Consider the following 18,806-nt stretch of genomic DNA (forward strand, 5'->3'; position numbering starts at 1 on the left):
CGAGCATTGTTGCAGCCGTCATCGCACGCTTACCGGACCGGACGAGCGCGGCCGCTCAACCCTCGATCGTGCGGTGTTGCCTGGACTCGAGCGCATGCGCTGCGTCGCGGTGGTCGTACCTGCTCGGCTCGTCCTTCGACCGCGGCGGCCTGTCGTTCGCGATCAGGACCGCGATCCAGGGCAGCGGGATGGAGAGGGCGATGATGCCCACCGAGATCCAGGCGTTCCCGAACATTCCGTACGCGATCGCCGCGAGTATCAGCGCCGGGAACCGGAACGACATGATCGTCAGGTACTTCCGGACACGCGCCCGGTGCTGATCTTCGATGGACTGCGCAGCCTCGGTGATCAGAGCCGGGTTGCGGGGTGTGCCGCTCTCGGCCGACTCGTCGAACCCCGATGTTCTTGCCATGGGTTCCACTGTTCCACTCTCGCGAAGCAATTGCACATGCGGTTGCGGCATTATTGGGATGTGAGCACTTTGACGAAGGAACGTCCCGACACCACCACCGACGAGACGACCGACGACGACACCCCGAAATTCTTCCATTACGTGAAGAAGAACAAGATCGCCGAAAGCGCGGTGATGGGAACCCACGTCGTCGCGTTGTGTGGCGAGGTGTTTCCGGTCACCAAGTCCGCGAAGCCGGGTTCGCCGGTGTGCCCCGAGTGCAAGAAGATCTACGAGGGATTGCGCAAGGGCGACTGAGCGTCCGTGTCGTCGGTGGGCGCGTCGGACTCCGGTGCGTCCACCGATCCGCAGCCCTGGGACTGGGGCTCGGACTCGCATTCGGATCCGGACTGTGATCGATCCGACGTGAACCGGATCGGTCCGGTCGCGAGCCGTCGCGTCAGATTCGTCACAGGGCCGGCGTCCTCCGACGCATCGATCGCGGCCTGCGCGGCGATCCAGTCACGCACCTGCTCCATGCGGGTGGCCCGCGCCGGCCAGAACTCCTGGATCGTGGCGTTGAACTCGGCACCGAGCACGACGGCGAAGCCGAGGAAGAACGTGAAGAGCAGGAAGGCGATGGGCGTCGCGAGCGCGCCGTAGGTGTATCCGGTGCCGGCCACCGCGCTCAGATACCAGCGCAGAATCGTGCTGGCGGCCATGAAGAACACGCCGGCGAGTAGTGCACCGCCGAGCAGTCGATGCCACGGAAGCGATCTCGGCAGTGCCACCTTGTAGAGGGTGGTCAGGCCGACGATCAGGAGCAGACCGACCGCGGGGTAGTAGAACGCGTCCACCATCTCCGTCCCGACCGTGTGCCAGGACTCGGGGAGCGCGCGGCCGATCATCGTCGGCCCCAGTGCGACCAGTGGCAGCGTGAAGACGGCGAGGACGAGGAAGCCGACGTAGAGCAGCAACGCGAACACCCGCTGCCACACCGGGTGCCGGGCGTCCTGTTGGCCGTGTGCCTCGACGATCGAGTCGACGAACGTCGAGATTGCCGACGAACCCGCCCACAGCGACAGCAGGAAGCCCACCGAGATGATCTCCGGGCGGCCTCGCCCGAGGACATCTCCGACGGTTGGCTGGATGATCTGGTCGACGACGTTCTCGCTGAACACGGTGTGGCTGAACGTGATGATCTTCGACTGGATGATCTCCACCGTGTTCGGGCCGAACCACCCGCCGACATAGCCGAGACTGCCCAGCAGTCCCAGCAGCAGCGGGGGTAGCGACAGGGTCTGCCAGAACGCCGCGGTGGCCGACTTGCCGAAGATCGAATCGTGCCAGGCCTTGGACGCCGTTCGCCCGACCACCTGGGCACACCGACGGAGTGGTCGGCGTTTCGTGGCGGGCGGCGTCTCACTCATGATGCTTCCAGGATTCCTGACAATGCGCCGGGATGCCCGGTGGGGCGCCGCCGTGTCGCCGTCGATTCTGCCACCCCGCCGCCGGGCGAGGTCTGTGCAGGATCACGTCCCCGGCCGCGCGGCTGATGCTGAATCGGTCGGTCCCGACCGCTAGGCTCCTCGGGGGTCGTCGCCCGAGGGCGTGGCCCCGAGACTGTGGTCGGGCAGCGGCCGAGAACCCCGTCAGCGAAGCAAGGAGTGGGAACAACTGTGCGAAGCCAGCGGCGAGGTGCGATGTGAGCGCTGAACCCGGAAGTGTCGAAACTGCACCAGCTCCCACCGGCTCCCTCCGAGCGTGGCAGCGGCGTGCCCTGACCAAATACCTGGCTACCAAACCCCGCGACTTCCTGGCCGTCGCGACGCCGGGCGCCGGCAAGACGACGTTCGCGCTGCGCGTGGCCTCGGAGTTGCTGCGTGACCGCACCGTCGACCAGATCACTGTCGTCGCGCCCACCGAGCACCTCAAGCACCAGTGGGCGGAGTCCGCGGCCCGCAACGGCATCGCTCTGGACTCGCACTTCTCGAACTCGACGGGGCAGACGTCGTCGGATTACCACGGTGTGGTCGTAACGTACGCGCAGGTCGCGTCGCACCCGTTCAAGCACCGCGTCCGGACCGAGGCGCGTCGGACACTGGTGATCCTGGACGAGATCCACCACGGCGGTGACGCGAAGAGCTGGGGTGACGCCATCCGGGAGGCGTACGGCGACGCGACACGCCGCCTGGCACTCACCGGTACCCCGTTCCGCAGCGACGACAGCGCGATCCCGTTCGTGAACTACGAGCCCGACAACGAGGGCCTGATGCGCTCGAAGGCGGATCACTCGTACGGCTACTCCGACGCCCTGGCCGACGGCGTCGTCCGTCCGGTGGTGTTCCTCGCCTACTCGGGGGAGGCTCGCTGGCGCAACAGCGCCGGCGAGGAATTCGCGGCCCGGCTCGGTGAGCCGCTCAGCGCCGAGCAGACGGCCCGCGCGTGGCGCACGGCGCTCGACCCCGCCGGAGACTGGATCCCGGCGGTCCTGGCGGCCGCCAACACCCGTCTCGGGCAGTTGCGCGCCGGCGGCATGCCCGACGCGGGTGGCCTGATCATCGCGACGGACCAGACGGTGGCCCGCGCGTACGCGAAGACCCTCGAGGCGATCACGGGTGAGGCGCCGGCGCTGGTGCTGTCGGACGACCCGACGGCGTCGAACCGGATCGCGGAGTTCGGCAAGAGCACGCAGGCGTGGATGGTTGCGGTACGCATGGTGTCCGAGGGCGTCGACGTGCCGCGGTTGGCGGTCGGCGTCTACGCCACGAGCGCGTCCACGCCGCTGTTCTTCGCGCAGGCCATCGGTCGGTTCGTGCGATCGCGGACCAAGGGCGAGACGGCGAGCGTGTTCCTGCCGTCCGTGCCGGTGCTACTGGACCTTGCGAGTCAGCTCGAGGCGCAGCGGGACCACATCCTCGGCAAGCCGCACCGTGAGAAGGACGGTCTCGACGACGACCTGCTCGCCGACGCGAACAAGCAGAAGGACGAGCCGGGCGAGGAGGAGAAGGCGTTCGTCTCGCTGGGCGCCGACGCCGAGCTGGACCAGGTGATCTACGACGGCTCCTCCTTCGGGACCGCGACGTTCTCCGGGTCCGACGAGGAGGCCGACTACCTCGGGCTGCCCGGACTGCTCGACGCCGAGCAGATGCGGGCGCTGCTGCGGCAGCGCCAGCAGAACCAGCTGGACAAGCCGGCCGCCGCTGCTGCGGCGGCTGCACCGCCGATCCCCGCGCCCCAGGTGGCCGAGCGGGTGGCGTCCGCGGGCCAGTTGGCGAACCTGCGCCGCGAACTCAATTCCCTGGTGGCGATGCACCACCACCGGACCGGTAAGCCGCACGGTGTCATTCACGGCGAACTGCGTCGCGTGTGTGGTGGTCCGCCGACGGCGATCGCGACCGTCGACCAGCTCACCGATCGCATCGCGACGCTCCGGCAGTGGTAGTGGTAGTGGTAGTTCGCTGGTAGTTCGTTCCGGAACGCCGAAGCGGGTGACCACCGATGGTGGTCACCCGCTTCGGGAACTGGGGACGGACGAGCGTCCGCCCGGAGGGCTGACGCGCTAGACGGTCGCCGCGGATGATTCCGAGTCGCTCACGATGGTGGCGTTCATCTCACGAAGACGATCTGCATGCTCGTTGGCGTGGTGCTGGCAGAAGAGAAGCTCTCCTCCACTCGCGAGCACAGCGCGCACGCGGGCTCCTGCGCTGCACCGGTCGCACCGGTCAGCAGCGGTCAACGGGGGGCTGGTCAGTGTTCCGGGCATGACTCCTCCGAACTGGCTGTGGGGTGGTACCCACTGCCTGGGGTCTTCCGCCGCGTCGGGGGTGACGCGGTAGGTCCACTCTGTCAGACGTTCGACTTGATCGGGTTGTTCCCGATACTTCCTCGGTGTGTCCTCACTAACACCCACCGTCCTGAACTCGCACTATGCGTTTCGGGACGATTCGGGTGTTCGCTGACAGCTGAGCGCTGCTCTATCGTTCGGGGCCTCGGCGGCGGAAAGGACGACACATGTCGACACCGGATCAGTCGGAGCAGTTCGCGGGCGGGTCCCTGCTCCACATGTGCAGCAGGGACGAATGGGCGACAGCGCAGCGCCTCGGCGAGCGCGTACCGCCCGGCTTCGACGCGGACGGCTTCGTGCACCTGTCGACGCCCGCGCAGGTGCACCTCCCCGCGAACCGGCTCTTCGCGGGCCGCCGGGATCTGGTGCTGCTGAGCCTCGATCCCGACCGGCTCGGGGCGCAGGTGCGTTGGGAGCCCGGCGTGCCGTCCGACCCCGCCTCGATGCGCTTCCCGCACCTGTACGGGCCGCTGCCGGTCGCCGCGGTCGTCGAGGTGACCGACTACCTCCCGGACGACGCCGGAGTGTTTCCGCCGATCGGTTAGCCGTCGGTAGGTGTGTTGGCGCTACCGTTGAGCCATGAACGTGGAAGTGACCCCGCTGCCCGGTATCGGAGTTCGTAAGGATTTCGCGCTCGCGATGGGCCGACGCATCGGTGTGGTCACCCACCGCGACGGTCGTACCGAGCTGATCGTCTCCAAACTCGACGACCCGGATGCGTGCATGGCTTCGATTCCGCTCGAATCCGATGAAGCGTCGGTGCTGGCCAATCTGCTCGGGGCGCCGCAGCTCGTCGCACAGCTGCGGGAGGAGCACCGGGATCTGCCCGGAATCAGCACCCGCCAGATGCCGATCACCGAGAACTCGCCGTGGGATGGCCGCACGCTCGGCGAGACCGCGATGCGGACCCGCACCGGGGTGTCCGTCGTCGCCGTGATGCGCGCCGGTCAGGTCGCGCCGTCGCCCAATCCCGACTTCACCTTCACGGAGGGCGACCTGCTGGTCGCGGTCGGAACGCAGGAGGGCCTCGATCACGCGGCCAAGATCCTCGCGCACGGCTGATCCCGGCTCGGCTACGCGCGCACGATGACCGGAACCTCCCTGGCACTCGTCGAACTCGGCGCTGTGTTCTTCGCGCTCGGTGTCCTCGGTCGACTCGCCGGCCGCATCGGCCTGTCACCCATCCCGCTCTATCTGATCGGCGGCCTGTGTTTCGGCCAGGGCGGATTCATCCAGCTCGGCGACATCGGCGAGTTCAGCCACCTCGCGAGCGAGATCGGCGTCGTGCTGCTGCTGTTGCTGCTCGGCCTCGAGTACACCGCAGCCGAGTTGGTGACCGGGCTGCGCCGGTCCTGGATGGCCGGCGTCGTCGACCTGGTCCTCAACGCGGTTCCCGGCGCGGTGATGGCACTGATGCTGGGCTGGGGGCTGGTCGGGGCGCTCGTGCTCGGCGGTGTGACCTACATCTCGTCGTCCGGCATCATTGCCAAGGTGCTCGGGGACCTGGGTCGTCTCGGCAACCGCGAGACGCCGATCGTGCTGTCGATCCTGGTGTTCGAGGACCTCGCGATGGCCGTCTACCTGCCGATCCTGACGGCGGTCCTGGCCGGCGTCAGCTTCCTCGGCGGGCTGCAGGCGGTCGGCGTCTCGTTCGCGGTCATCACCGCCGTGCTGCTGATCGCGCTGCGGTACGGGAACGTCGTCTCGGCCGTCGTCGACAGCCCGGACCGCGAGGTGTTCCTGCTCAAGCTGCTGGGTGCGGCACTGCTCGTCGCGGGGTTCGCGTCGTCGCTGCAGGTCTCCGCGGCGGTGGGCGCTTTCCTGCTCGGTATCGCGATCTCCGGCTCCACGGCGCGCAACGCGACCCGCCTGCTCGAACCGTTGCGGGACCTGTTCGCCGCGATGTTCTTCGTCGTGTTCGGCCTCAACACGGATCCGACGACGATCCCGCCCGTGCTGCTGCCCGCCATCGCTCTCGCCGTCGTGACGACCGCGACGAAGGTCCTCACCGGATGGTGGGCCGCCGGGCGGCAGGGAATCGGCGTGATGGGCCGGGCCCGCGCCGGAGCGGCGCTGATCGCGCGCGGAGAGTTCTCGATCGTCATCGCGGGTCTGGCCGTGTCCGCCGGTGCGGTGGAGGGCGAACTCGCGGCACTGGCAACCGCCTACGTGCTGCTGATGGCCGTGCTCGGTCCGGTCGGCGCGCGGGTCGCGGAACCGTTGGTCCGGCTGTGGCAGCGACCTCGACCGAACGAAGAAGGGGCCCCGAAGGACCCCTTCCTCACGAACTGACCAGTGCTAGGCCGGTGCTAGGCAGTGCTAGTCCAGGTAGTCGCGCAGCACCTGGGAACGCGACGGGTGGCGCAGCTTGGACATCGTCTTCGATTCGATCTGGCGGATCCGCTCCCGGGTCACGCCGTAGACCTGGCCGATTTCGTCTAAAGTCCGCGGCTGGCCGTCGGTGAGACCGAAGCGCAGACGCACCACGCCGGCCTCGCGCTCGGACAGCGTCTCGAGCACCGACTGCAGCTGATCCTGCAGCAGCGTGAAGCTGACCGCGTCGACGGCCACGACGGCCTCGGAGTCCTCGATGAAGTCGCCGAGCTGGCTGTCGCCCTCGTCGCCGATCGTCTGATCGAGGGAGATGGGCTCACGCGCGTACTGCTGGATCTCCAGCACCTTCTCCGGCGTGATGTCCATTTCCTTCGCGAGCTCCTCCGGGGTGGGCTCGCGGCCCAGGTCCTGGAGCAGCTCACGCTGGATGCGGCCGAGCTTGTTGATGACCTCGACCATGTGCACCGGGATACGGATGGTGCGGGCCTGGTCGGCCATCGCACGGGTGATGGCCTGACGGATCCACCACGTCGCGTACGTCGAGAACTTGTAACCCTTGGTGTAGTCGAACTTCTCGACCGCGCGGATCAGGCCCAGGTTGCCTTCCTGGATGAGGTCCAGGAACGCCATGCCGCGGCCCGTGTACCGCTTGGCCAGCGACACCACGAGGCGCAGGTTGGCCTCGAGCAGGTGGTTCTTGGCGCGGTTGCCGTCGCGGGTGATCCAGTTCATGTTGCGGCGATCGGCGGGGGAGGGCTTCTCGCCCTTCTCTGCCATCTCGGCCATCTTGAAGGTCGCGAACAGGCCGGCCTCGATGCGCTTGGCGAGCTCGACCTCCTCCTCCGCGTTGAGGAGCGCGACCTTGCCGATCTGCTTGAGGTACGCGCGCACCGAGTCGGCAGACGCGGTGAGCTCGGCGTCCTTGCGGGCCTGGCGGAGTGCCTCGGACTCCTCCTCGTCCCACACGAAGTCGCCGGACGCCTTGTCCTTCTCGGTGGGCTCGGCGGTCTCCTCGTCGTCTTCCTCGACGACGACGTCCTCGACCTCTTCCTCGACGAGTTCGCCGTCGGCGACGTCGAGATCGGCGATGTCGACGTCCTCGTCCTCGCCGATGTCGTCGCCGCCCTTGGCGGCCTTGGTGGTCGCCTTCTTGGTGGTCTTCTTCGCAGCCGTCTTCTTGGCGGCGGCCTTCTTCGCGGGCGCCTTCTTGGCGGCGGCCTTCTTGGCAGGCGCCTTCTTGGCGGCGGCCTTCTTCGCGGGAGCCTTCTTGGCGGCGGGCGCGCTACCGGTAGTGGCCTCGGCAGTGGATGCAGGGGTCGCTGATTCGGGTGTGGAATCGGCGGTCTGACGCGTATCGGTGGCTGCCACGTACGCCCTTTCGTGACGGTGTCGTGCGGCGTCACGCCAGAGTGGAATTCCGGCGGAGAGGTCTGTCGGGTTTCGCCGACTCACAGTCGGCCGCCATCCATTGTAACGACAGCTTTGAAATTGTTACGGAGCGATGCCCTTTTCCAGGCTGTTCTGCGTGGCCATGGCCGCGCCGACGATCCCCGCGGTGTTGAGGAGTGTGGCGGGAACGACGGGCGTGCGGTTCTCCAGACGGGGGATCCACTTCTCGTGTTTGCGGCTGATCCCGCCGCCCGCGATGAACAGGTCGGGCCACAACAGGTCCTCGAATCGGCACAGCACGCGGGTCACCTCGGCGGCCCACTCCTTGTACGACAGGGACTTGGTGTCCTTGACCGACGACGCGGCACGATGCTCGGCCTCCATGCCGTCGACCTCCATGTGGCCGAACTCCGTATTCGGGAGCAGGACGCCGTTGTGCAGGACTGCCGAACCGATGCCGGTGCCGAAGGTCAGCAGGACGACGACGCCGTCGACGTCCTTGCCGGCCCCGTACCGGTCCTCGGCCAGTCCGGCCGCATCGGCGTCGTTGAGCACCGTGACAGCGCGGCCGCCCAGCGCGGTCGAGAACAGCGTCCGCGCGTCCGTCCCGATCCACGACTCGTCGATGTTCGCGGCGGTCCGGGCGATGCCGTTCGTGACGACGCTGGGCAACGTGACACCGACCGGACCGTCCCAGCCTGCCCGTGCGGCGATCTCGGCGACGGTGGCCGCGACGGCATCCGGAGTCGACGGGTATGGGGTGGCGATCTTGATCCGTTCCTCGACGAGTTCACCGGTCTCGAGATCGACGAGTGCGCCCTTGATGCCACTGCCGCCGACGTCCACACCGAAGCCGCGAATTCCCACAATGGTCCCCTTCCGCCGAGATGACAGCCTGCGTCGAAACACTAGTTGGTTCCGCCGCGCTCGGTCCCGGGGATACGGGTGGTGGGTGTCTGTGGTCTGTGATGCGATACATCCATGCGCGCCACCGACAGTCCCACGGCTGAATCCAACTCCATCGATCCGGGCGTCCTCCGCCGCACGGCGATCGCGGTCGCCGAGGCCGCGGCAGCGCACGTGCGATCCCGCCGGCCGGAGGTGTTCGGCGTCATGGGCGCTGTGGTGCATGCGGGCGACGGCGACTCGGTGCAGTCCAAGAGCACGCCGACGGACCCGGTGACGATCGTCGACACGGAGACCGAGCAACTCATCCGGGCGCGCCTGGCGGACCTGCGCCCGCACGATGCCATCCTGGGCGAGGAGGGCGGTGGCGAGGAACACGGCGTGGCCGGCACCCGCTGGGTCCTCGATCCGATCGACGGCACCGTGAACTTCCTCTACGGCATCCCGGCGTACTCGGTGTCGGTCGCCGCGCAGGTCGACGGGGTGTCCGTCGCTGGTGCCGTCGTCGACGTCGCCGGGCGCGTGACCTACTCGGCCGCGCTCGGCGGGGGCGCCTCGTTCACCGACGCGGACGGCAACACCGGAACGCTCGCGTGCAACCCGGTGACCGAGGCGTCCTTGGCGCTGTTGGCGACCGGGTTCGGCTACGGCGCGCAGCGGCGCGCGGTGCAGGGCAGGCTGATCGGCGAACTGCTTCCCCGGGTCCGCGACATCCGACGGATCGGATCGGCCGCCCTCGACCTGTGCATGGTCGCGTCGGGTCGGGTGGATGCCCATTTCGAGCACGGGCTCAATCCGTGGGACTGGGCCGCGGGCGCACTCATCGCCAGCGAGGCCGGAGCCCGGGTGCACGTCCCGGCGCCCGACACGCGCAGTGCGGCGGGCGAAGTCGTGATCGCGATGGCGCCCGGCGTGGCCGACGATCTGGAGGCGGTCTTCCGGTCCGTGGGGTTGTTCGACCCGATCCCGTGATCGGTCGGACGGGTCAGCAGCGCGCGGTGCGGGCCGCTGCGAGCAGATCCGGGTCGAGCGGAGCCGGCTCGGTGCCCGCCGGCGGATCCTTCAGTGCGTTGAGGACCTCCGCCGCGTCAGCATTGGGATCGATCTGCTTCGCGAAGTAGGTTCCCAGCGCGAGATCGACGGTGTCGTCGGTGCGCGCGTCCTGGATCAACTCGGCGCACGGCGCGACGAGCCACAGCGCACTCGCGGCGGACAGTCCGTTCGGTCCGAACCGAATCTGCCCGTGGCACTGCAGGTTCTGGTCGACGTATACCGGGTCGTTCCCGACCTGGACGTCGGGTGCGCCCGCGAAACCGTAGTCACGCAGCTGGGTCGCGACGTCCGACGCCTGGCCGCGTTCGCCGTTGGCGTTGAACACGCGGACCTTGGTCGCGGACAGCGCCGCGGGTTCGACATCGAGGAGGGTGCTGCGCCCCACCTTCTCGCCGAGTGGTTGCGGCGGGGGGGCGTCGGCGGCCTTCGGTTTGACCGGCGGATTGCAGTCCACCGTGGTGGCGTACACCTCGGGCTTGGTGAAGATCTGGACCCAGACGACGACTCCGAGCAGCGCCAGCACCGAGATCAACGCGATCACGGGGACCGCGCGCCGGCGACGGAACGGACGGCCCTGACCGTCGGTCGAACTGCCATCGGTGATCAGTGAAACCACGGTGTATGTCGGCCTCTCCGTAGGCGAGCGCGGGCAGTGATCCCGCGAAAGGAAAAGAGTTGGTGTGGTTCCGGCCACCTTCTCGGGTGCCGCCGCCGTCCCGCTGCCCACTGTAGATCCCCGGCCGATCACCGTCCGGCACATGCCCCGTGCAGGAATGTCTCAGCTCGAGCAGTGGTTGGTGACGATTGACGGACAGTTTCCGGCAGTGTCCGGTTCGGTTGCCACTTTTCCTGATGCGTCGGCTATTGTCTGGCGGCCCCAGTCGTGAGAACACACGATTTCGAGAGGGTCCGGCGAGAACGGAAGGTGAGGTGTAGGTCATGTTTTCCGGAGGGCTTTTCGGGCACTTCCGGGCATCCTGCGGCGTTGTTAGTGCCACAGGAATGGATCTGCATCTCTGACGGTTCTCCAGGATCGCCCCACCCCCTGCCAGGGGACGGCGGCCCGGGCACCGGGGATACACGCAAGAGGACGAGGGGAAGAGGAAATGGCAACCGACTACGACGCACCCAGGCGATCGGAAACCGACGAGGTTTCGGAGGATTCGCTCGAAGAACTGAAGGCACGACGCAACGAGGCGCAGTCGGCAGTCGTCGACGTGGACGAGTCCGACACCGCGGAGTCGTTCGAACTCCCCGGCGCCGACCTGTCCGGCGAAGAACTGTCCGTGCGGGTGGTGCCCAAGCAGGCGGACGAGTTCACCTGCTCGAGCTGCTTCCTGGTTCACCACCGCAGCCGTCTCGCAAGCGAGGAGAACGGCGTCATGATCTGCATGGACTGCGCCGCCTGACGCGAGTCCTGAAGCAGACGGACTAGTCCTTCGGGGCTGTCCCGCGGCCGATGGCGGCCAGCAGTTCGGCTGGCCGCCTCGTGCTCACCAACCAGTAGGGCGTGGGGTCCTCGGGATCGTCGAGGACGATCAGCGCAGTCTGCTTGATCCAGGAACGATTCTGGACGTAGGCGGCCGGATCGAGCTGGCGCCCCATGGCCGCGCTCTTCGCCGACGGCGGAATGGTCGCGGTGCGGGAGATGGCGGAGAGCGGTAGATGCGCCCGACCCACCCGCACTTCACCGTCGGGGCCGTCGAACACCTCGATCCGGAGCCGCGACACCCACAGCAGGGCCCATACCGGGAACGGGAACAGCAGGACGTAGGGCAGCCAGGCGCGGACGCCCGGCGAACCCATATGGATCTCCGCGGCGAGCAGGCCTGCGATGAACAATCCAGCGGGCCACCACCACAACGGCACCCACAGACGCTCCGAATAGATCGGTGCTCGGGCATTGTCGGGCGTGGTCGCTGCGGGCTGAGACGATTCGGACACGTATTCCAGAGTAGTCTCGGTGCACGTGAGCGATCTTCCTGCCATTGCGCTGAAGCGCCTGGACCCCGGTATCCCCATTCCCCAGCGCGCGCACGCCGGCGATGCCGGTGTCGATCTGTGCACCACCACCGATGTCACGATCGAACCCGGACGCCGCGTCCTGGTCGGCACCGGCATCGCGGTCGCGTTGCCGATCGGCACGGTCGGTCTCATCCATCCGCGGTCCGGTCTGGCCGCGAAGGCCGGGCTCTCGGTCGTGAACACCCCGGGCACGATCGATGCCGGCTACCGCGGAGAGATCAAGGTCTGCCTGATCAATCACGACCTCGAGACGCCGATCGAACTGCGCCGCGGTGACCGTGTCGCGCAGCTGGTGGTGCAGAGGGTCGAACTGGTCGACTTCGTCGAGGTCGACTTCTTGGACGAAACTGTCCGCGGCGCAGGCGGTTACGGGTCCAGTGGCGGTCATGCGAGCCTCGTCGAGCACAATGCCGATCAGGATATCGACGGTACGGAAGGCCGCCCGCACGAGCTGACGCGGCTGCCGAGGGAAGGGGCCTGATCATGTTCGGACGTCGCAAGAAGAACGAAGCCGACCGGTCGGAGGCTACAGAGCCTGCGGATCTCGTCGACATCGAGGCTCAGGACGAGGATGCCGAGTTGGACGCGCCCGTCGGCACGCTCGACGGCGGCCCCTACGACGCGACCGATTTCGCGGAAGACGAGGAGCCGGCCGCGACGCGGCTCGATCTCGGCTCGGTCCTGCTGCCGATGCCCGAAGGCGCCCAGCTCCAGGTCGAGATGTCGCCCGAAGGTGCGCCGCAGGCGGTGCACCTGGTCACCGAGCACGGTCGCATCACCGTCTCCGCGTACGCGGCACCCAAGTCGCCGGGACAGTGGCGTGAGGTCGCGTCCGAGCTGGCCGAATCGCTGCGTACCGACAACGCGGAGGTCAGCATCGAGAGCGGCCCGTGGGGCCGCGAGGTGGCCGCGACCACCCCGAATGCCGACCTGCGTTTCATCGGTGTCGACGGGCACCGCTGGATGCTGCGGTGCGTGGTGGCCGGTCCCACCGGTGCGGTGGCAGCCGGCGGCCCGCTCGTCGCGATCGCCCGCGCCGTCCTGCTCGATACGGTCGTCAACCGTGGCGACGAGCCACACCCGGTGCGGACCCCGCTACCGGTGGTTCTGCCGCAGGTGCTCGTCGAACAGCTGATGGCGGCGCACCAGCAGCAGCTGGCGGCCCAACAGCAGGCACAGCTCGCGGCCATGGACCAGGCACACCAGCAGTCCCCGCAGCAGCCCCAGCCGGCGGCGCAGCAGCCTGCGCCGCCGTCCCCGAACGGGTCCGAGCCGCCACGTCGTGGCGAGTCCGGCTCGGCGATGCAGCAGCTCGGTCTCTAGCGCTCCGCGCTCAGCCGATCCGGGTGAGCGCGGCGACGCACGCCTGGCCGAGGACCCCCGGATCCTCGCCGATGTCCTGCAACGCGAGCTCGGTGAGGTCGGCGTTCGGGAGCGTCGCCGCCCACTCCTTCGCCACCGTCAACGGGTGGACGGCGTCATCGACTGCTGCGGCGATGCCCACAGGAAGCCTGATGCCGGCGAGCGTCGCCGGGTCCGGCGCGTGATACGCGGCGGCCTCCTCCAACGCGGACGGCAGATCGGGCCACTGGCGGCGCCAGGACCGGGCCAGTTCGTCGGCCAGCCAGGGCGGGCTCGACGCCGTCATTTCTGCGGTCACCGCCGCCAGTCCATGCGCGCGTAGTTGAGACGCGGTGAACGTGGCACTCGCGGCGGCCGGCGCGTCGTGGGGTGATCCGGTCCATGCCGGCAGCGCGGCCATCACCCCGCCGACGCTCTCGGGGTTCTCCGACGCCCACGCCAGGGCCACGGCGGCCCCGATCGAGACACCACCGACCAGGATCCGACCGTGTTCTCGCGCGGCTCGGTCCATCGCGTCGCGGTAGCTGTCGACAACCGCCCGTGGATCCGGTTCGACCGCCGTCGTCGTGACTCCGACCTGCATCAATGCGGGCCGGAAGGCACGGGCCGCGAAATCCGCATCCGACCCGGTCCCCGGGAGTACGACGGCCACTTCGGGCCATGTTCGTTGCTGCATGAATCGATCTTGCACTGCCCGGTTCGCGAGCGTTCAGGACGGCGGTGGGTTTCGGATCACTTTGGGGTTACAGTGGCCCTCGTACAGCCCTATCGCGCGGCGCGAAGATGCGCCGCCATTTGTCCAGGAGCACGCTATGGCCCCCGCCGCGGCAGGTTACTTTCGCCGGCTCACCCGCAGACTCACCGAGGACCTCGAGCAGTTGGATGCCGAGGAGATGGTGGAGACCGCGCAGGCATCGGGCGCCAAGCGCGCCTGTGACTGTGCGCGCGGCGAGGAGGTCACGATCTTCGGCCGCCTCCGCAGCGTCGAAGCGTGTCCGAAGTCCGCGAACGCCAGCGTCCAGGCCGAGTTCTTCGACGGCACCGACCCGGTCACGCTCGTCTGGATCGGCCGTCGACGGATTCCCGGCATCGAGCCGGGCAAGACGCTGATGGTGCGTGGCCGTATCGGCGACCGCGACGGTCAGAAGGTGATTTTCAATCCCTACTACGAACTCCGCGGCGATTCCTGATCCACCGCCGTTGCACTGCACCGCGGCTCGCCGTCGGCACCCGTCGACGGTCCGGTGCCGGACGGGCTTCGACGGCTCGCCGTCGGGATATGGCAGTCTCGTCGCGTGACCGAAACGAAGCAGCAGACGATCCTCGAACAGCTCGGTGGACTCAGCGGGCTGATCTACTCGACGCTGCCGGTCGTCGTGTTCGTGCCGGCGAACAGTCTGTGGGGCCTCGCCCCGGCCGTGTGGACCGCGCTCGGCGTGGCCGCGGCGATCCTGGTGTGGCGAATCGCCCGCCGCAGTCCCGTCCAGCCCGCGATCTCGGGTTTCCTCGGCGTCGGTGTCTGCGCGTTCATCGCCTACCGCACCGGTGACGCGAAGGGGTACTTCCTCTTCGGGATCTACACCAGCCTCGTGTATGCCGCTGCGTTCGTCGTGTCGATCCTGGTGCGGTGGCCGCTGGTCGGTGTGGTCTGGGGTTACCTCAACGGGCACCGCAACGCGTGGCGTGCCCACAAGGGCGCGGTGCGTGCGTACGACATCGCCACCGTCGCATGGGCGGCCGTCTTCGGCGCCCGGTATCTGGTCCAGTCCCAGCTCTACGACGCTGATCAGACGGGGTGGCTCGCGGTCGCACGGATCGGGATGGGCTGGCCCCTCACCGGCCTGGTGCTGCTCGTGACGATCTGGGCCGTCCGTCGCGCGGACCGACTCGTAGAGCCCGCGCCCGATCCGGCCGAACTCGAAGCCGCCGCCGACGGCCCTGCCGCCGACGCGTCAGATATCGATCGCGGCGCGTAGCTCGTCCTCGACCTCGACCGCCGCGACGAACAGCAACTCGTCGCCGCCCTCGACTGGGTCGTCGGGCTGGGGGACGATCACGCGTCCGCCGCGCAGGATCGTCACCAGGGCGACGTCGCGCGGGAGCTGAATCTTGCGCACCGGCTTGCCGGCGAGCGGGGTGTTGTCGGGCAGGGTGATCTCGACGAGGTTTGCCTGACCCTGGCGGAACGTCATCAGTCGAACCAGGTCACCCACCGTGACAGCCTCCTCGACGAGCGAGGCCAGCATGCGTGGTGTGGAGACTGCGACGTCGACACCCCACGACTCGTCGAACAGCCACTCGTTGCGGGGATCGTTGACGCGGGCGACGACTCGCCCCACCCCGAACTCCGTCTTCGCGAGCAGGCTCAGCACGATGTTGGCCTTGTCGTCGCCGGTGGCGGCGATCACGACATCGTAGGTCTCGAGCTGCGCGGCTTCGAGCAGGCTCAGTTCGCACGCATCAGCGTGGATCCACTCGGCCTGCGGAATCACCTCGGGCTCGACGTGCTCGAGCTTGCGTTCGAGCAGCATGACGTGGTGGTTGCTGCGGACGAGTTCGCGGGCGATGGAGCGGCCTACGGCGCCGGCTCCTGCGATGGCCACTCTCATCGGAGGTTTCCAATCGGGTAGTCGATCGAGAAGGGGGTCATTGACCGGTCTCGGGCTGTCAGTCGTCGGACGGCGGGGGATTACCGGCCAGAGCGACGGCCTCGGCGACGGTGCCCGACACCGCGGCAACGTACACCTGGTCCTGGGACTGGATGACGGTCTTGCGGTCGGGGAGGATGCCCGATCCGAAACGGATGATGAACGAGACCCGGGAGCTGGTCGCTGCTTCGAGTTCGGAGATGTTGCGGCCGACCCAGTCCTCGTGGAAGGGCAGTTCGGTCACGACCACCGTGCCGGACGGATCCCGCCACTTCGAGATCTGATCGTCCTGCGCGAGAGCGAGCATGAAGCGGTCGGTGGTCCACGGCACGGTTGCGATGGTCGGGATGCCCAGACGCTCGTACACCGCGGCGCGCTTGGCGTCGTAGATCCGGGCGACGACCCGCTCGACGCCGAACGTCTCGCGGGCCACCCGCGCGGAGATGATGTTCGAATTGTCGCCGGAGGACACCGCCGCGAATGCCTCGGCACGCTCGATGCCGGCACGGACCAGCACGTCGCGGTCGAATCCCATCCCGACGACGGTGTGCCCGGTGAAGTCCGATCCGAGTCGGAGGAACGAACTCGCGTCGCGGTCGATCACAGCCACCTCATGGCCGATCCGGCTCAGTGCGGTAGCGAGGGAGGAGCCGACTCGGCCACATCCCATGACTACTACGTACACCCGTCCACTCCGTTCATCGGATTCGCGCCCGTGCGGGGTGCCGCGGGCGTCGAATCGAACCGTACAGCGCGCGGGGGGAAGAGCAAGTTTCCACTGCCGGAAACGCCGACTTGGGCTCCTGGCTGCTGTGCATTCCCTCGGACGGCTTACGCTTTGGCAGTGTCGAAGGTTTCCACCGCTGCGAAGCGGCTGATTCTGGGCCGGCCGTTCCGGAGCGACAAGCTCGGGCACACGCTTCTGCCCAAGCGAATCGCGCTACCTGTTTTCGCCTCGGACGCGATGTCGTCGGTCGCCTATGCGCCGGAAGAGATCTTCCTGGTGCTGTCCGTCGCGGGCATCTCCGCCTACGCGTATGCGCCGTGGATCGGGCTGGCCGTCGCCGTCGTCATGGCCGTGGTCGTGGCCAGCTACCGGCAGAACGTGCACGCCTATCCGTCCGGTGGCGGTGACTACGAGGTCGCGACCACCAATCTGGGGCCCAATGCCGGTCTGACGGTGGGCAGCGCGCTGATGGTGGACTACGTGCTCACCGTGGCGGTGTCGATCTCGTCCGCGGCGTCGAACATCGGTTCGGCGGTGCCGTTCGTGGCGGAGCACAAGGTGCTGTTCGCGATCGCCGCGATCGTGCTGCTGACGGCGATGAACCTGCGGGGTCTGCGGGAGTCCGGCACCGCGTTCGCGATTCCGACGTACGCGTTCATCGTCGGCATGCTGATCATGCTCGGGTGGGGTTTCGCCCGGGTCTACATCTTCGGCGACGACGTGCACGCGGAATCCTCCGGGTTCACTCTCGATGCCGAGGATTCGCACCTGTACGGCATCGCCTTCGCGTTCCTCATCGCCCGGGCCTTCTCGTCCGGCTGTGCGGCCCTGACCGGCGTCGAGGCGATCAGCAACGGTGTGCCGGCATTCCGGAAGCCGAAGTCCCGCAACGCGGCCACCACGCTGCTGCTGCTCGGTACTTTCGCGATCGTCCTGCTGATGGGCATCATCATCCTGGCCCAGAAGATCGGGATCGTGTACGCGCACAATCCGGAGACCCAGTTGATCGGCGCTCCGGAGGGCTACCACCAGAAGACGCTCATCGCGCAGCTCGCGGAGGCGGTCTTCTCCGGGTTCCCGGCCGGCTTCTTCTTCATGGCGATCGTCACCGCGCTCATCCTCGTGCTCGCCGCGAACACCGCGTTCAACGGTTTCCCGGTGCTGGGGTCGGTGCTGGCGCAGGACCGTTACCTGCCGCGCCAGCTGCACACGCGCGGCGACCGGCTCGCGTTCAGCAACGGCATCCTGTTCCTGTCGGGCGCCGCGATCGCGTTCGTCGTGGTGTTCGGCGCCGAGGTCACCAAGCTGATCCAGCTGTACATCGTGGGTGTGTTCGTCTCGTTCGTGCTGAGCCAGACCGGAATGATCCGGCACTGGACGAGGCATCTGAAGGCCGAGACCGATCCGGCCCAGCGCCGGCGGATGAAGCGCTCGCGCGTGGTCAACTCGATCGGTCTCGCGATGACGGGTGCGGTGCTGGTGATCGTGCTGCTCACGAAGTTCGCGGCCGGTGCCTGGATCGCGATCGTCGCGATGATCGTGATCTTCGTGGTGATGAAGTCGATCAGGCGCCACTACGACAGCGTCGCGGCGGAACTCGAGGAGCAGGAGTGGGACGGCGTACTGCCGAGCCGCACCCACTCGATCGTGCTGGTGTCCAAGATGCACATGCCGACGATGCGCGCGCTCGCGTACGCCCGCGCGACCCGGCCGGACACGCTCGAGGCCGTCACGGTGAACGTCGACGAGCCCGACACGCGAACGCTCGTCCGTGAATGGGAGAAGAGCGACATCACGGTGCCGCTCAAGGTGATCGAGTCGCCGTATCGTGAGATCACCAAACCGGTGCTCGATTACGTGCGCCGGGTCCGCAGGGATTCGCCGCGCGACGTCGTCACGGTGTTCATCCCGGAGTACGTGGTGGGGCACTGGTGGGAGCAGATCCTGCACAACCAGAGCGCCCTGCGGCTCAAGAGCCGACTGCTGTTCCAGCCGGGTGTGATGGTCACGAGCGTGCCGTGGCAGTTGAGCTCGTCGGAGAAGGTCAAACGCGAACGCGTCGACAACGCACCCGGTGCAAGTCGCCGCGGGTTCGAATCAGAAGGCAAGTGACGGGCGGTACGT

Annotated in this window: 22 protein-coding genes; 12 read left to right on the forward strand and 10 right to left on the reverse strand. The window is 67.9% G+C overall.

The window, feature by feature from the left end:
* Positions 1 to 55: 55 nt before the first annotated feature.
* On the reverse strand, positions 56 to 412 hold the full coding sequence (locus HUN07_RS11550; protein WP_114719928.1) for a DUF3099 domain-containing protein: 357 nt from the start codon (positions 410 to 412) through the stop codon (positions 56 to 58).
* Between the two features lie 60 nt (positions 413 to 472).
* Between HUN07_RS11550 and HUN07_RS11555 the strand changes: the two genes are divergently transcribed.
* Positions 473 to 709: a DUF3039 domain-containing protein gene (locus tag HUN07_RS11555; RefSeq protein ID WP_114719930.1), complete on the forward strand. Its 237-nt coding sequence runs from the start codon at positions 473 to 475 to the stop codon at positions 707 to 709.
* On the opposite strand, the gene HUN07_RS11560 is transcribed toward HUN07_RS11555, so the two are convergent.
* The gene (locus HUN07_RS11560) at positions 682 to 1,821 is read right to left on the reverse strand and encodes a YihY/virulence factor BrkB family protein (protein ID WP_174909785.1); all 1,140 of its coding nucleotides are present in this window, start codon (positions 1,819 to 1,821) and stop codon (positions 682 to 684) included. The genes HUN07_RS11555 and HUN07_RS11560 overlap by 28 nt on opposite strands.
* A 275-nt stretch (positions 1,822 to 2,096) precedes the next feature.
* On the opposite strand from HUN07_RS11560, the gene HUN07_RS11565 reads away from it, so the two are divergent.
* Positions 2,097 to 3,836 (forward strand): DEAD/DEAH box helicase, encoded by a 1,740-nt coding sequence (locus tag HUN07_RS11565; protein ID WP_174909787.1) that lies wholly within the window; start codon positions 2,097 to 2,099, stop codon positions 3,834 to 3,836.
* Positions 3,837 to 3,953: 117 nt separating this feature from the next.
* On the opposite strand, the gene HUN07_RS26930 is transcribed toward HUN07_RS11565, so the two are convergent.
* On the reverse strand, positions 3,954 to 4,157 hold the full coding sequence (locus HUN07_RS26930) for a DUF7455 domain-containing protein (RefSeq protein ID WP_114719936.1): 204 nt from the start codon (positions 4,155 to 4,157) through the stop codon (positions 3,954 to 3,956).
* A gap of 248 nt (positions 4,158 to 4,405) precedes the next feature.
* On the opposite strand from HUN07_RS26930, the gene HUN07_RS11570 reads away from it, so the two are divergent.
* Genes HUN07_RS11570 through HUN07_RS11580 form a run of 3 tightly spaced genes read left to right on the forward strand, consistent with a single transcriptional unit; the run spans position 4,406 to position 6,530 of the window.
* Positions 4,406 to 4,783, forward strand: a complete 378-nt coding sequence (locus HUN07_RS11570; protein WP_174909789.1) for a DUF952 domain-containing protein — start codon at positions 4,406 to 4,408, stop codon at positions 4,781 to 4,783.
* A gap of 34 nt (positions 4,784 to 4,817) precedes the next feature.
* Positions 4,818 to 5,300: a cation:proton antiporter regulatory subunit gene (locus HUN07_RS11575; protein WP_174909791.1), complete on the forward strand. Its 483-nt coding sequence runs from the start codon at positions 4,818 to 4,820 to the stop codon at positions 5,298 to 5,300.
* Between the two features lie 24 nt (positions 5,301 to 5,324).
* Positions 5,325 to 6,530 carry a cation:proton antiporter gene (locus tag HUN07_RS11580; RefSeq protein WP_174909793.1) on the forward strand — a complete coding sequence of 402 codons (1,206 nt, stop codon included), beginning with the start codon at positions 5,325 to 5,327 and terminating at the stop codon, positions 6,528 to 6,530.
* 27 nt (positions 6,531 to 6,557) lie between these two features.
* On the opposite strand, the gene HUN07_RS11585 is transcribed toward HUN07_RS11580, so the two are convergent.
* Together HUN07_RS11585 and ppgK are read right to left on the reverse strand one after the other, a co-directional pair.
* On the reverse strand, positions 6,558 to 7,940 hold the full coding sequence (locus tag HUN07_RS11585) for an RNA polymerase sigma factor (protein ID WP_114719945.1): 1,383 nt from the start codon (positions 7,938 to 7,940) through the stop codon (positions 6,558 to 6,560).
* A gap of 123 nt (positions 7,941 to 8,063) precedes the next feature.
* Positions 8,064 to 8,831: a polyphosphate--glucose phosphotransferase gene (ppgK, locus tag HUN07_RS11590; protein ID WP_441346818.1), complete on the reverse strand. Its 768-nt coding sequence runs from the start codon at positions 8,829 to 8,831 to the stop codon at positions 8,064 to 8,066.
* Positions 8,832 to 8,942: 111 nt separating this feature from the next.
* Here ppgK and HUN07_RS11595 point away from each other — a divergent pair, with 111 nt between their 5' ends.
* Positions 8,943 to 9,839 carry an inositol monophosphatase family protein gene (locus HUN07_RS11595; protein ID WP_114719947.1) on the forward strand — a complete coding sequence of 299 codons (897 nt, stop codon included), beginning with the start codon at positions 8,943 to 8,945 and terminating at the stop codon, positions 9,837 to 9,839.
* A gap of 13 nt (positions 9,840 to 9,852) precedes the next feature.
* Here the strand turns inward: HUN07_RS11595 and cei are convergent, their stop codons facing one another.
* The gene (cei, locus tag HUN07_RS11600) at positions 9,853 to 10,536 is read right to left on the reverse strand and encodes an envelope integrity protein Cei (protein ID WP_174909797.1); all 684 of its coding nucleotides are present in this window, start codon (positions 10,534 to 10,536) and stop codon (positions 9,853 to 9,855) included.
* Between the two features lie 490 nt (positions 10,537 to 11,026).
* On the opposite strand from cei, the gene HUN07_RS11605 reads away from it, so the two are divergent.
* Positions 11,027 to 11,329, forward strand: coding sequence for a DUF4193 domain-containing protein (locus tag HUN07_RS11605; RefSeq protein ID WP_031939713.1), 303 nt, complete (start codon positions 11,027 to 11,029; stop codon positions 11,327 to 11,329).
* 22 nt (positions 11,330 to 11,351) lie between these two features.
* Here the strand turns inward: HUN07_RS11605 and HUN07_RS11610 are convergent, their stop codons facing one another.
* Entirely contained in the window at positions 11,352 to 11,864 is a 513-nt protein-coding gene (locus HUN07_RS11610) for a DUF3093 domain-containing protein (RefSeq protein ID WP_114719951.1), read from the reverse strand.
* Positions 11,865 to 11,883: 19 nt separating this feature from the next.
* Between HUN07_RS11610 and dut the strand changes: the two genes are divergently transcribed.
* Positions 11,884 to 12,426 carry a dUTP diphosphatase gene (gene dut, locus HUN07_RS11615; protein ID WP_174909799.1) on the forward strand — a complete coding sequence of 181 codons (543 nt, stop codon included), beginning with the start codon at positions 11,884 to 11,886 and terminating at the stop codon, positions 12,424 to 12,426.
* A gap of 2 nt (positions 12,427 to 12,428) precedes the next feature.
* Entirely contained in the window at positions 12,429 to 13,268 is an 840-nt protein-coding gene (locus HUN07_RS11620) for a DUF3710 domain-containing protein (protein ID WP_174909800.1), read from the forward strand.
* Between the two features lie 10 nt (positions 13,269 to 13,278).
* Here the strand turns inward: HUN07_RS11620 and HUN07_RS11625 are convergent, their stop codons facing one another.
* Positions 13,279 to 13,983, reverse strand: coding sequence for an alpha/beta fold hydrolase (locus tag HUN07_RS11625; protein ID WP_114719957.1), 705 nt, complete (start codon positions 13,981 to 13,983; stop codon positions 13,279 to 13,281).
* 136 nt (positions 13,984 to 14,119) lie between these two features.
* Here HUN07_RS11625 and HUN07_RS11630 point away from each other — a divergent pair, with 136 nt between their 5' ends.
* Entirely contained in the window at positions 14,120 to 14,497 is a 378-nt protein-coding gene (locus HUN07_RS11630) for an OB-fold nucleic acid binding domain-containing protein (RefSeq protein ID WP_114719959.1), read from the forward strand.
* A 105-nt stretch (positions 14,498 to 14,602) separates the two neighbouring features.
* A complete protein-coding gene (locus HUN07_RS11635; protein ID WP_114719961.1) occupies positions 14,603 to 15,283 on the forward strand; it encodes a DUF3159 domain-containing protein in 681 nt (226 codons plus the stop codon).
* Here the strand turns inward: HUN07_RS11635 and HUN07_RS11640 are convergent.
* Together HUN07_RS11640 and HUN07_RS11645 are read right to left on the reverse strand one after the other, a co-directional pair.
* Positions 15,260 to 15,916: a potassium channel family protein gene (locus HUN07_RS11640; protein WP_114719963.1), complete on the reverse strand. Its 657-nt coding sequence runs from the start codon at positions 15,914 to 15,916 to the stop codon at positions 15,260 to 15,262. The two genes, HUN07_RS11635 and HUN07_RS11640, sit on opposite strands and share 24 nt — an antisense overlap.
* A 58-nt stretch (positions 15,917 to 15,974) precedes the next feature.
* Positions 15,975 to 16,640, reverse strand: coding sequence for a potassium channel family protein (locus HUN07_RS11645; RefSeq protein ID WP_114719964.1), 666 nt, complete (start codon positions 16,638 to 16,640; stop codon positions 15,975 to 15,977).
* Positions 16,641 to 16,799: 159 nt separating this feature from the next.
* On the opposite strand from HUN07_RS11645, the gene HUN07_RS11650 reads away from it, so the two are divergent.
* Positions 16,800 to 18,794 (forward strand): APC family permease, encoded by a 1,995-nt coding sequence (locus tag HUN07_RS11650; RefSeq protein ID WP_174909802.1) that lies wholly within the window; start codon positions 16,800 to 16,802, stop codon positions 18,792 to 18,794.
* The last annotated feature ends 12 nt before the right edge of the window (positions 18,795 to 18,806 follow it).

The organism is Rhodococcus sp. W8901 (assembly GCF_013348805.1).
In the GTDB taxonomy this organism is placed as follows: domain Bacteria; phylum Actinomycetota; class Actinomycetes; order Mycobacteriales; family Mycobacteriaceae; genus Prescottella.